This is a genomic window from Streptomyces mangrovi (assembly GCF_900114215.1).
Lineage (GTDB): Bacteria > Actinomycetota > Actinomycetes > Streptomycetales > Streptomycetaceae > Streptomyces > Streptomyces barkulensis.
Genome location: NZ_FOSG01000001.1, coordinates 161,430 through 173,264, shown reverse-complemented (window position 1 = coordinate 173,264; position 11,835 = coordinate 161,430). Strand labels below are relative to the sequence as shown.

Genomic DNA, 11,835 nt, shown 5'->3' with positions numbered 1-11,835 from the left:
GCCGCTCAGGCGCGGAAACGGGTGAACCCGCGCGGTGGGCGGACGGAGGCCGGTCATGTCCCGTCCGCCCCCGCCCGGTCGTCCTCCCCGGCGCCGAACACGTGCAGCACCAGGCCGGTCTCGCCGGGGGCGGCCGGTATGTGCAGGGTCTCGTAGTCCAGGGTGATCAGTCCGGCCGCCGGGTGCCGCAGCCGTTTGCGCCCCGCCGTGCACATCACGACCTCCCCGGTGGCCCAGATCCGCCGGAAATCGGAGCTGTGCGCGGACAGTTCGGCGAGGAGCGCGGCGAGTTCCCGGTCCTCGGGATAGCGCCCCGTGGCGACCCGCAACTGGCCCACCGCCTCCACCGCCCTGTCCTCCCAGTCGGGGAAGACGGCCCGGGAGGAGGCGGGATCCAGGAAGAGGTACCGGGCCTGGTTCCGCTCGCGGCGGCCGGGGCCGCCCAGGCCGCCGATCAGCTCGGCGCCCAGCTCGTTCCAGGCCACCACGTCGGTGCGGTGGTTGGTCACGAAGGCCGGCAGATGGGCCATGGAGTCCAGGATCCGCCGAAGCAGGGGACTGACCCGGGTGCGGGGCGCGGGCCCGTGCCGGCCCGCGGTCAGGGTGTCGAGGTGCCCGCGCTCCGCCGCGTCGAGGCCGAGTGCCCCGGCGAGCGCGTCGAGCACCTCGGGGGAGGGCTGGGTGGCCCGGCCCTGTTCGAGGCGTACGTAGTAGTCCACGCTGATCCCGGCGAGCTGGGCCAGCTCCTCGCGGCGCAGCCCGCGCACCCGCCGCCGGCGGCCGCCGGGGAGGCCGACCTGTTCAGGTGTGACGCGCCCCCGGCGGGCGCGCAGGAAGGCGCCGAGCGCCCGCCGGGTGTCACCGATCCCGTCGATGTCTCCGATCCGGTCGGTTCTGCCGGTCCCGGTGCCTTCGGACCCGTCGGCCCTGCCGGTCCCGTCGATGAGGTTCCCGCCGTCCATGCGCCCAGTATGGGTGGCCCTCGCGGTACCAGGACCACCGTTCCACCGGTCGAAGCGGGTACTGGCTGCCCGAACGCGCCCGGGGGAGTGTGGCGGCATGACCGAAGCCGTATCGCAGCAGCGCAAGAAGATCCTCGTCGTCGGCGCCCACCCCGAACCCCGCTCGCTCACCGCCTCCCTGACCGCCTTCGCGGCCGGGCACCTGCGCGGGGCCGGGCACGAGGTGCGGATCTCCGACCTCTACGCGATGAAGTGGAGGGCGGCGGTGGACGCCGACGACTTCCCCGGCCACCCCGCCGACCGGCGGCTGGACCTGCTGGCCGCCTCGGAGGAGGCCGTCCGGACGGGGCGGCTGTCACCGGACATCGCCGCCGAGCAGGAGAAGCTGCGCTGGTCGGACGCGGTGGTCCTGCAGTTCCCGCTGTGGTGGTTCTCGGTGCCCGCGATCCTGAAGGGCTGGATGGACCGGGTGTTCACCCGCGGATTCGCCCACGGCCCCGGACTCCCCCCGCCCTACAGCGAGGGCGTCCTGGCGGGGCGGCGGGCACTGATGTCGGTGACGGCCGGCGCCCCGGAGTCCTCCTTCTCGGACCGGGGCGTGCACGGGCGGCTGGCGGACCTCCTCCACCCGTTCCAGCACGGCCTGTTCTGGTTCACCGGCATCGCGCCGCTCGAACCGTTCGCGGTGTACGACGCGAACGTCCTGTCCCGGGAGCGGTTCGAGGCGGCGAAGCGGGAGTACGGGCGGCGGCTCGACCGGCTCTTCACGGACGAGCCGGTTCCGTACCGGTCGCTCACCGGCGGCGACTACGACCGCGGCATGCGGCTGCTGCCGGGCGTGGAGGCGCCGGGGACGAGCGGTCTGGACCTGCACGTCCGTCCGCGCGGCTGAGCGCCCGGCAGCAGCCGCCCGGCGCTACGCGCCCGGCCCGTCCTCCCCGCCGCGCTCCGCACGGCTGTCCGGAGCCGGCTGCCAGGCGTCCTGTTCGCGGTCGCGGCCCGTGCGCCACGGGGGAGGGGCGCCGCCCTCGCGGGAGGCGCCCCGTACGGCCCGGCGCCCGCCCCCGGCCTCCCGGGTCCCCCGGGCCTCCCCGGGCCTCCCGGAGTCGTCCGAGTGCTTGTCCGGCTTGCCCATACGCGCTCCCGGAACTCGTCGAAACGGTCGGTCACCACCAGGCTGGCACGGCCGCGCGGACCCCGCACACCGGGCGGTTCACGGCCGCGGCGGCAGCGGGGGGCGGCTGCGGTCGGGGACGTCGTCGTAGCCGGGCGGGGCGGCGGCCGGATGGCGCTCCAGCAGGTCCAGCGCGGTGCGCACGGCCGTCTCCAGCATCGGGTGGTGGTCCTCGGCCCAGTCCGTCGGGGTGCGCAGCACCTCGATGTCGGGCTCCACGCCGTGGTTCTCCACCGACCACTTGTACTCGTCGAACCACGCCGCGTTCATCGGCACGGTGATGACCGTGCCGTCACCGAGCCGGTGGCGCCCGGTCATGCCGACCACCCCGCCCCAGGTGCGGGCGCCGACCACCGGGCCGATGCCCAGCAGCCGGAACGCGGCGGTGATCATGTCGCCGTCGGAGGAGGTGGCCTCGTCGGCCAGGGCCACTATCGGGCCGCGCGGGGCGTTGGAGGCGTAGCTGACCGGCTGGGAGTGGCGCACCAGGTCCCAGCCGAGGATGGTGCGGGTCAGCGCCTCGACGACCAGTTCGCTGATGTGGCCGCCCGCGTTGCCGCGCACGTCCACGATCAGCGCGGGCCGGGAGACCTCCATGCGCAGGTCGCGGTTGAACTGCGCCCAGCCGGAGCCGCCCATGTCCGGGATGTGCAGATAGCCGCACCGGCCGCCGCTGAGCCTGCGCACCACCGCGCGCCGCCGGCTCACCCAGTCCTGGTAGCGCAGCGGGCGCTCGTCGATGAGGGGGACGGCGGCGACGCGGCGGGGACGCCGCGGGGCGGCGTCCGGGCCGTCGCCGGGGTCGGGGGTGAGGAAGGCCAGCTCGACGGTGGTGCCGCCGGCCGCGGCCAGCAGCGGGAACGGGCCGGCGTCCGGGTCCACCGGGCGTCCGTCGACGTGGGTGAGCACCGCCCCCTCGCGGATGCCGGAGCCGGCCAGCGGGGAGCGGGCCCGGGAGTCGGAGGAGTCGCCCGGCAGGATGCGCTCCACCCGCCAGCGGCCCTCCCCGTCGCGGGTGAAGTCGGCGCCCAGCAGCCCGATCGGCCGCTGGTAGTGGGCCGGTCCCTCGTTGCGCCGGGCCGGCGAGACGTACGCGTGGGAGGTGCCCAGCTCGCCCACCGTCTCGCGCAGCAGGTCGGCGAACTCGTCCGGCGAGGCGACCCGTTCGACCAGCGGGCGGTACTGGTCCAGGATCGCGTCCCAGTCCACGCCGGACATGCCCGGGTCCCAGAAGTACGAGCGCATGATCCGGCCCGCCTCGTCGAACGCCTGCCGCCACTCGGCGCGCGGATCGGCGTCGTGCAGGATGCGGCGCAGGTCGAGGTGGGTCGTGGAGTCGCCGTCGGAGGACTCGGTGGCCGGGACGGCCCGCAGGTCGCCCTCGTCGTTGATCACCAGGCGGGTACCGTCGCCGCTGACCGCGAACCAGTCGATGTCGCCGGTCAGCTCGGTGCGCTTGGCCTTGACCAGGTCGAAGTGCTCCAGGGTGGGGCGGCCGGAGGTGTCGGCCGGGTTGGCGAAGGTCTCGCCCAGCGCCCCGGAGATCGGCCAGCGCAGCCAGACCAGCCCGCCGCCGCCGACCGGATGGAGCGAGGAGTACTTCGAGGCCGCCACGGGGAAGGGCGTGACGCGGCTGGCCAGCCCCTCGGCCTCCACCAGCACCGTCCCCTCCTCCCCGGCCGCCTCGCCGAGGGCGTCCGGGTCCAGACCGCCGGCCGCCGGGCGGCCTTCGGGGGAGAGGGCGAACGGCGAGGGAGTGGCCGACGACAGCGGCACCAGATACGGGCGGCAGCCCAGCGGGAAGGACAGGTCGCCGGTGTGTACGTCGTATACCGGGTCGAAGCCGCGCCAGGACAGGAAGGCGAGGTAGCGGCCGTCACGGGTGAAGACGGGCTGTTCGTCCTCGAAGCGGCCCTCGGTGACGTCCAGGACGGTGCGGTCGGACAGCCGGGCGATCCGGATGCGGGTGAGCGCGCCGTCGGTGCCGGGATGGGCCCAGGCCAGCCACTGGGAGTCGGGGGAGAAGGCGAGGTGGCGGACGGAGCCGTTGACGGAGCGGACCAGTTCGGCGACACCGGCGGCTTCGGAGGTCCCGGAGGTTCCGGTGGCCTCCCCGTCCCCGTCCCCGCCCCCGCTTCCGTCCCCGGCGTCCACCAGCAGCAGCCGCCCGTCGTGCGAGGCGACGGCCAGGGTGGCGCCGTCCGGGGAGGCGATCAGCTCGTGCACCCGCCCCAGCCGCCCCGCGGCCAGCCGCACCGGCTCGCGGGCGCCGGTGGCCCGCGGCAGGTCGGCGATCTCCACCGCGTCCTCGCCCTCGGCGTCGGTGACGTAGGCGATCCGGCCGGTGGAACCGAGCATCTCCGGCAGCCGCACCCGCACACCCGGGGTGTCGGCGATCACCCGCGCCGGGCCGTCGCGGTGGGTGAGCCAGTACAGGCTGCCGCGCACCCCCACCGCGCTGGCGCGCCCGGTGGTGTCCACGGCCAGGGAGTTCACATGGCCCGCGGCCGACACCTGGTAGACGCGGCGCCCTGCGCGCGGCCCCGCCAGCCGCACCGGCAGCCGGCGCGGCTTCGCGTGCGGCGAGAAGTCGTCCACCAGCCACAGCTCGCCCGCGCACTGGTACACCACGCGCTCGCCGTCGGTGGAGGCGTGGCGTGCGTAGAAGTCGGCGTGGTCGGTGTGGCGGCGCAGACCGGTGCCGTCGGGCAGGCAGGAGTAGAGGTTGCCCACCCCCTCGTGGTCGGAGAGGAACGCGATCCGGCCGCCGACGATCATGGGGCAGTCCAGATGCCCGTACAGCTCGGGCACCAGGCGCTCGCCCTCCAGCCACAGCCGCCCCATCGCGCCGCCGCGGTAGCGCTTCCAGGAGGCCGGTTCGTGCGGCGGGGTGCCGGTCAGCAGCAGGGTGCGCCGCTTTCCCGCCAGGTCGGCGACGGCGAGGTCCGACACCGGGCCCCAGGGCAGCTTCTCGCCCGGACCGCCGCCGGTCGGCAGCCGGTAGGCCCAGGCGAAGTGCGAGAACGGCTGGCCGTGCGAGGCCACGGCCAGGATGTCCCCCTCGGGCGTCCAGCCGCGGACCTGGGTGTCCACCGCGCCCCAGTACGTCAGCTGCCGCGACGGCCCGCCGTCCACCGGCGTCAGGTGCACCTCGGGGTCCAGGCTGCGCCAGTTCGTGTACGCGATGTGGCGGCCGTCGGGGGAGAAGCGCGGGTGCCCGAGGCGGGTGCGGTCCACCGTCAGGCGCCAGGCGCGCGGCGGCCGGGCGGCCCCGGGCGCGAGCGGGGCGATCCACAGGTCGTCCTCGGCGGTGAAGCAGAGCAGTTCGCCGTGGAGGTGCGGAAACCTGAGGTACGCCCCGGAGGGGTCCGGGGAGGGGGGAACGGAGGTGCCTGGGGATCCGGAGGTCGCGGTCATCCCTCCCATGGTCGGCAGCCGGGCGGCGGGCGGCAACTCCTGGGAGCGGCGCGGCGGTCGGCGATCCGGGTCTCACCGGCGGGGACCGGCGGGCGTGTGAGCGGGCGGGCGGCCCGGGGCCTGCCGCGTCCGCGGGGGTGTCTTCCGGTCTTCTCCGGAGGGGGCTTCCGGGGCTTTCGGGGCCTCCGGCGCCTGCGCGGCTGCTGCCCGGCTCTGTGCGGTCCTGCGCGGGGCCGTGCTGTTCGTGCTGTTAGTGCTGTTCCTGCGTGGGGCGTGCTGTTCGTGCTGTTACTGAGGGGTCCTGTCGGTGTTGGTTCCGGCCGTCTCCCGGCGCCTGCTTGCCGAAGCGCCGGACGCGCGGCCGCCGCCTCAGCCCAGCAGGGAGGTCAGCCCGCGGTCCAGGTCCAGCTCCAGGTGTTCGGAGCCGCCCGGCACCACGCCGTACGTGCCGTGCAGGAAGCGCAGCAGACCGGTGGTGTCGAACTCGATCACCGCGACCCCCTCGGGAGCGCGCAGTTCGATGACCGTCCGCTCGGGCCGCTCGGGGCCGGAAGGCCGGATGTGCACGTCACCGAGGCCCACCGCGGCCCGCAGCCCATCCTCCAGCAGTTCGCGGGAGAACACCCAGGCGACCTCCTGCCCGTCCAGGGAGACGTCGGGTGGGAAGACCAGACTGACGGCGAAGGGATCGTGGCGGTCGTAGCGCAGCCCGACGGTCACCTCGCGGGTGACCGAGGGGACGGTGATCAGACGTGCCTGGACGCTGTGGTCGACGACTGCGCGCATGGGGTTGCTCCTTTTCCGGGGGCCTTTTCTCCTACGACCCCGTCAGAGCGTTTTCATGACGGCATACCGCAGGTAATCGATGTGAGTTCCGCAACAGTTTGGTGAAGATCCGACATTGATGTCGTCTTCCCCCGGACCGGGCAAGTATCCCGATCCACCGGCAACCGGACGGGGTGGAAACGCTGGGTCCTCCCGCCTGTCGCCCTGCGTGACACCCGTCCGTCGCACCCCTCGGGCCCGTTCAGTGGCGACAAGGGCGCTCTTGCGAAGAGGTTGCAACTACTCCTTACCATCGAGGTGTAGAGCCGCCCCGGCTCTCCGCACCCGCCGGCCGCGGTGCGGCGGGGCCGCGGCCGGCGGTGGAAGCCCGAGAAGCGGAGTCCTGCCATGCACGTGCCCGACGGATTTCTCAACGCCCCGGTCTCGGTGGCCACCGGCGCCGTCGCCGCGGCCGCCGTCGCGGTCAGCCTGCGCGGCGCCCGCCGCGAGCTGGCGGGTGCCGCCGCCCACCACGGAGCGGAGCGCACCGCGCCGCTGGCCGGTCTCGTGGCGGCCTTCGTCTTCGCCGTGCAGATGCTCAACTTCCCCGTGGGCGCGGGCACCAGCGGCCATCTGATGGGCGGGGCGCTGGCGGCGATACTCGTCGGCCCCTACACCGGGGTGCTCGCCCTCTCCGTCGTCCTGCTGATGCAGGCCCTGCTCTTCGCCGACGGCGGCCTCACCGCGCTGGGCACCAACATCACCCTGATCGGCGTCGTCACCGTCGTCGCCTCCTACGCCGTCTTCCGCGCCCTGGTACGGGTCCTGCCGCGCCGCCGCGGCTCGGTCACCGCCGCCGCCTTCGTCTCCGCGCTGCTCTCCGTACCGGCCGCCGCCGCCGTCTTCACCGGCCTGTACGCGCTCGGCGGCACCGCCGAGGTCCCCCTGGGCAAGGTCCTCACCGCGATGCTCGGCGTCCACACCCTGATCGGCGTCGGCGAGGCGCTGATCACCACCGCCACCGTCGGCGCCGTCCTGGCCGTCCGCCCGGACCTGGTGTACGCCGCCCGCGGACTCGCCCGCCCCCTCGTCCTGCGCAGCGGCCCGGTCGCCACCCCCGGTGCGGGCCCCGTCCCGCAGGCCGCCACCACCTCCACCACCACCTCCACCACCACCTCCACCACCACATCCGGCACCACATCCGGCACCGACGGGCCCGCCGAGGCCCCCGCGCCCGCCACCCGCCCCGCCTCCGCCCGGAAGGTCTGGGCGGGCGGACTGGCCGCCACCCTCCTGTGCGCCGGCGTCGTCAGCTTCTACGCCTCCGGTGCCCCCGACGGCCTGGAGAGGGTCGCCGGCGAGTACGGCATCTCCACCGAGGAGGAGGAGCACGGCCTGGCCGGCTCCCCGCTCGCCGACTACGGCATCGCCTCCATCGCCGACGAGCGCCTCTCCGGCGGACTCGCCGGCGTCATCGGCGCCGGCACGACGCTGGCCGCCGGCACCGGAGTCCTCGTCGTCGCGAGCCGCCGCAGGAACGCCAGGGCCACCGCCGGAGCAGCCGCCGCACCGGCCGCGGACGGCGGCGCCGGCCGGGCGGAGAGCGACACCGGCCGCACCCCCGCAGGGAACGCCTGAGATGGGCGCCGGACACGCCCACCGGCTCTACCGCCACGGGCACTCGCCCGTGCACCGCCTCCCCGCCCACACCAAGATCGCGGCCGTCCTCGCCTTCGTCCTCACCGTCGTCGCCACCCCGCGCGAGGCGATGTGGGCCTTCGGCGCCTACGCGCTGCTGCTGGCCGCCGTCGCCGCGCTCTCCCGCGTCCCCGCCCGCCACCTGCTGACGCGCATGCTGATCGAGGTGCCCTTCGTCGCCTTCGCGGTACTGATGCCCTTCGTCGCACAGGGCCCGCACGTGGAGGCGCTGGGCATGTCGCTGAGCGAGTCCGGCCTGTGGGGCGCCTGGAACGTCCTGGCCAAGGGCACCCTCGGCGTCGCCGCCTCCGTCCTGCTGGCCTCCACCACCGAGCTGCGCGAGATCCTGCTCGGCCTCCAGCGGCTGCGCATGCCGCCGCTGCTGGTGCAGATCGCCTCCTTCATGATCCGCTACGGCGACGTGATCGCCGACGAGATGCGCCGGATGCGCCTGGCCCGCGTCTCGCGCGGCTTCACCGCCCGCGGCGTGCGGCAGTGGAGCGTGCTCGCCAAGACCGCCGGGGCGCTGTTCATCCGCGCCTACGAGCGCGGCGAGCGCGTCCACCTGGCCATGGTCAGCCGCGGCTACACCGGCACCATGCCCACCGCCGACGAGACGGCCGCCACCCGCACCCAGTGGTCCTCTGCCGCCGCCCTCCCGCTCGCCGCGCTCGCGGTCTGCCTGATGGGATGGTGGACGCTGTGACGGCAACCGATCCGCGAGACGAACCACTGAACGAGCCTCTGAACGAGCCGCGAACCGACTCGCGAGGCGAACCGCGAGACGAACCGGGAAACGACCCCGCCCCGCCCCCCTCCCTGGAGGTCTCCGGCCTCGCCTACGCCTACCCCGACGGCCACCAGGCCCTCTTCGGCGTCGACCTCACGGTGGCGCGCGGCGAGCGCGTCGCGCTGCTCGGGCCCAACGGCGCCGGCAAGACCACCCTCGTGCTCCACCTCAACGGCATCCTCACCGGCGGCGCGGGAAGCGTCACCGTGGCCGGACTGCGGGTGGACCCCTCGGACCGGGCCGCCCTGGCCGAGGTCCGCCGCCGCGTGGGCATCGTCTTCCAGGACCCCGACGACCAGCTGTTCATGCCCACCGTCCGCGAGGACGTCGCCTTCGGCCCCGCCAACGCCGGGCTGCGCGGCGCCGAACTGGCGGCCCGGGTGCACGACGCGCTGGCCCTGGTCGGGATGGAGGAGTACGCCGACCGCCCCCCGCACCACCTCTCCTTCGGCCAGCGGCGCCGGGTGGCGGTGGCCACCGTGCTGGCCATGCGGCCGGAGATCCTCGTCCTGGACGAGCCCTCCTCCAACCTCGACCCCGCCTCCCGGCGCGAACTGGCCGACATCCTGCGGTCGCTGGACGTCACCGTGCTCATGGTCACCCACGACCTGCCCTACGCCCTGGAGCTGTGCCCCCGCTCGGTGGTCCTCAGCGAGGGCGTCATCGCCGCCGACGGCCCCACCCGGGACCTGCTGTGCGACGAGGCGCTGATGCGCGCCCACCGCCTGGAGCTGCCCTTCGGATTCGACCCCCGGTCGGTGTCGCCGTCGCACACGTAGCACCATGTACGACGGCACACATCGGTGCACACATCGGCACACGCATCACCTTTCGACCGGCGGGAGCACGAAGACAGTGGTGGACGTCCAGGGCACGGTGGCGGACGGCTACGAGCCGGTCCGCGACGCCTTCCGCGCCAACCTGACCGAGCGCGGCGACCGGGGCGCGGCCGTGGCCGTCTACCGGGACGGGCACAAGGTCGCCGACCTGTGGGGCGGCCTGGCCGACCCCCGCGGGCGGGAGCCCTGGACCGAGGGCACCGCCCAGGTCGTCCGCTCGGTCACCAAGGGCCCGGCCGCCGCCGTCCTCCACCTGCTGCACCAGCGCGGACGCCTGGACCTGGACGCGCCGGTGGGCACCTACTGGCCGGAGTTCAAGGCGGCGGGCAAGGAGCGCGTACCGGTGCGCCACCTGCTCACCCACCGCGCCGGGCTGCCCGCCCTGGACACCCCCCTCACCCCGGAGCAGGCGCTCGACGGCGTCTCCGGGCCGTCCGCCGTCGCCGCCCAGGAGCCCGTCTGGGAGCCGGGCACCGCCCACGGCTACCACGCGCAGACCTACAGCTGGCTGCTGGGCGAGCTGGTGCGGCGGGTCACCGGGCGGAGCCTGGGCCGCTGGTTCGCCGAGGAGATAGCCGCACCGCTCGGCCTCGACCTGTGGATCGGACTGCCCGCCGACCAGGCGCACCGGGTGGGCCGGATCGCCGAGGTGGAGGCCCCGCCCGCGCCCGCCTCCGCCGGGCTGCGGGTGCGCCCCAAGCGCGAGGTCGCCGACGCCTGGCGCGACCCGCACTCCCTCACCCGCCGCGCCTTCGGCGCCATCGACCCGCAGCCCGACGAGAACGCCCCCGCCTACCGGGCCGCCGAGCTCGCCGCCTCCGCCGGCGTGGCCACCGCCCGCTCCCTGGCCCGCTTCTACGCGGCGCTCATCGGCGACCTCGGCGACGGCACCCGCCGCCTGTACGCCCCCGCCACCCTCACCCAGGCGCGTACCGAGGAGTCGGCCGGACCCGACCGCGTCCTGCTGGTCGCCACCCGCTTCGGTCTGGGCTACATGCTCCACGGGCCGTCCTCGCCGATGCTGGGCCCCGGCTCCTTCGGCCACTCCGGCCGCGGCGGCTCGCTGGCCTTCGCCGATCCGGAGACGGGGCTGGCCTTCGCCTACGTCACCAACTCCCTCCAGAAGTCGGTCACCTCCGACCCGCGCGCCCAGGCCCTGGTGCGCGCGCTGCGGAAGTCGGCGGCGCACGGGGACGGTTGACCGGCCCGGCGCCTACGCTGGCCCGATGCAGCGGTTCGAGGAACGCCTGAGGGGCTACGCGGTACTGGTCACCGGCGCCGGGCGGGGCATCGGCGCGGCGGTCTGCCGGCGGCTGGCCGCCGAGGGCGCCCGGGTGCTGGCCACCGACATCGACGGCGAGAGCGCCGAGCGCACGGCCCGGGAGGTGGCCGGGGCGGGCGGACAGGCCGGGCACACCGTCTGCGACGTGGGCGACGACGCCTCGGTACGGGCGGCCGTCGCTCACGCGGTGGAGCGGTTCGGCGGCCTGGACGTCCTGGTCAACAACGCCTACGGCATCCAGTCCGAGCCCCCGCTCTTCGAGGACCTGGCGGAGGAGGAGTGGCGGCGCGGCCTGGACCTCACCCTCACCGGCGCGTTCCGCTGCGTCCGCGCCGCCCTGCCCCACCTGGCCGCCGCCCCCGGCCGGCGCGGGGCCGTCGTCAGCGTCGGCTCCGTCAACGGCGAGCGCGACTTCGGCGGGCACGCCTACAGCGCCGCCAAGGCGGGGCTGGCCTCGCTGACCCGCACCCTGGCCGGGCACGCCGCCCCGCGCGGCGTACGGGTCAACCTGGTCGCGCCGGGAACGGTCGCCACCCGGGCGTGGGAGGGCCGCGACGAGGTGCTGGAGCGCGCGGCCCGGGAGTACCCGCTGGGCCGGGTGGGCCGCCCCGAGGACATCGCCGCGGCCGTCGCCTTCCTCGCCTCGGCCGACGCGTCCTGGATCACCGGCCTGACCCTCCCCGTCGACGGCGGGCTGCTGGTCTCCAACCTCGGGCTGCGCCGGGCGCTCGGCGGGGAGGAGCCCGGCTGAGGGGGCCGCGCGGACCCGTAGTGCTCCGGCCACGCCGACGGAACGGAATCTTCCGTCCCGCGCCCCCGGCCGCAGCGGCCGCACCATCGTCCTCACGATCCGGCAGACCCGCACACGGACCGGTCGTACCACCCGCGTAGCGACGTCGGCCTCCGCC

General features: G+C 75.2%; 10 protein-coding genes. 6 read left to right on the top strand and 4 right to left on the bottom strand.

What is annotated here, in order from left to right; genetic code table 11:
• Positions 1 to 53: 53 nt before the first annotated feature.
• Positions 54 to 962 carry a helix-turn-helix domain-containing protein gene (locus tag BM237_RS00725; RefSeq protein WP_093846651.1) on the bottom strand — a complete coding sequence of 303 codons (909 nt, stop codon included), beginning with the start codon at positions 960 to 962 and terminating at the stop codon, positions 54 to 56.
• Between the two features lie 97 nt (positions 963 to 1,059).
• Here BM237_RS00725 and BM237_RS00720 point away from each other — a divergent pair, with 97 nt between their 5' ends.
• A complete protein-coding gene (locus BM237_RS00720; RefSeq protein WP_093846649.1) occupies positions 1,060 to 1,854 on the top strand; it encodes an NAD(P)H-dependent oxidoreductase in 795 nt (264 codons plus the stop codon).
• Positions 1,855 to 1,878: 24 nt separating this feature from the next.
• On the opposite strand, the gene BM237_RS28625 is transcribed toward BM237_RS00720, so the two are convergent.
• The 3 genes from BM237_RS28625 to BM237_RS00705 all read right to left on the bottom strand — a co-directional run bounded on the left by BM237_RS28625 (position 1,879) and on the right by BM237_RS00705 (position 6,339).
• Positions 1,879 to 2,097 (bottom strand): hypothetical protein, encoded by a 219-nt coding sequence (locus BM237_RS28625; protein WP_107415176.1) that lies wholly within the window; start codon positions 2,095 to 2,097, stop codon positions 1,879 to 1,881.
• Between the two features lie 78 nt (positions 2,098 to 2,175).
• Positions 2,176 to 5,553 (bottom strand): S41 family peptidase, encoded by a 3,378-nt coding sequence (locus BM237_RS00710; protein WP_093846645.1) that lies wholly within the window; start codon positions 5,551 to 5,553, stop codon positions 2,176 to 2,178.
• Between the two features lie 369 nt (positions 5,554 to 5,922).
• Entirely contained in the window at positions 5,923 to 6,339 is a 417-nt protein-coding gene (locus BM237_RS00705; RefSeq protein WP_093846643.1) for an SsgA family sporulation/cell division regulator, read from the bottom strand.
• Between the two features lie 387 nt (positions 6,340 to 6,726).
• On the opposite strand from BM237_RS00705, the gene BM237_RS00700 reads away from it, so the two are divergent.
• From BM237_RS00700 to BM237_RS00680, 5 genes are all read left to right on the top strand, one after another.
• Positions 6,727 to 7,956, top strand: a complete 1,230-nt coding sequence (locus tag BM237_RS00700) for an energy-coupling factor ABC transporter permease (RefSeq protein WP_093846641.1) — start codon at positions 6,727 to 6,729, stop codon at positions 7,954 to 7,956.
• A gap of 1 nt (position 7,957) precedes the next feature.
• Positions 7,958 to 8,722, top strand: coding sequence for a cobalt ECF transporter T component CbiQ (gene cbiQ / locus BM237_RS00695; RefSeq protein ID WP_093846639.1), 765 nt, complete (start codon positions 7,958 to 7,960; stop codon positions 8,720 to 8,722).
• 38 nt (positions 8,723 to 8,760) lie between these two features.
• On the top strand, positions 8,761 to 9,585 hold the full coding sequence (locus BM237_RS00690) for an energy-coupling factor ABC transporter ATP-binding protein (protein ID WP_425443631.1): 825 nt from the start codon (positions 8,761 to 8,763) through the stop codon (positions 9,583 to 9,585).
• Between the two features lie 76 nt (positions 9,586 to 9,661).
• Complete coding sequence (locus BM237_RS00685; protein ID WP_245793333.1) at positions 9,662 to 10,846, top strand: serine hydrolase domain-containing protein; 1,185 nt, start codon at positions 9,662 to 9,664, stop codon at positions 10,844 to 10,846.
• A 25-nt stretch (positions 10,847 to 10,871) separates the two neighbouring features.
• A complete protein-coding gene (locus BM237_RS00680; RefSeq protein WP_093846633.1) occupies positions 10,872 to 11,678 on the top strand; it encodes an SDR family NAD(P)-dependent oxidoreductase in 807 nt (268 codons plus the stop codon).
• The last annotated feature ends 157 nt before the right edge of the window (positions 11,679 to 11,835 follow it).

Excerpts from the sequence above, each read along its gene's own strand:
- BM237_RS00700 (WP_093846641.1), top strand. The coding sequence starts at position 6,727 with ATGCACGTGCCCGACGGATTTCTCAACGCCCCGGTCTCGGTGGCCACC.
- BM237_RS28625 (WP_107415176.1), bottom strand. The coding sequence starts at position 2,097 with ATGGGCAAGCCGGACAAGCACTCGGACGACTCCGGGAGGCCCGGGGAG.
- BM237_RS00720 (WP_093846649.1), top strand. The coding sequence starts at position 1,060 with ATGACCGAAGCCGTATCGCAGCAGCGCAAGAAGATCCTCGTCGTCGGC.
- cbiQ (WP_093846639.1), top strand. The coding sequence starts at position 7,958 with ATGGGCGCCGGACACGCCCACCGGCTCTACCGCCACGGGCACTCGCCC.
- BM237_RS00725 (WP_093846651.1), bottom strand. The coding sequence starts at position 962 with ATGGACGGCGGGAACCTCATCGACGGGACCGGCAGGGCCGACGGGTCC.
- BM237_RS00680 (WP_093846633.1), top strand. The coding sequence starts at position 10,872 with ATGCAGCGGTTCGAGGAACGCCTGAGGGGCTACGCGGTACTGGTCACC.
- BM237_RS00710 (WP_093846645.1), bottom strand. The coding sequence starts at position 5,553 with ATGACCGCGACCTCCGGATCCCCAGGCACCTCCGTTCCCCCCTCCCCG.
- BM237_RS00705 (WP_093846643.1), bottom strand. The coding sequence starts at position 6,339 with ATGCGCGCAGTCGTCGACCACAGCGTCCAGGCACGTCTGATCACCGTC.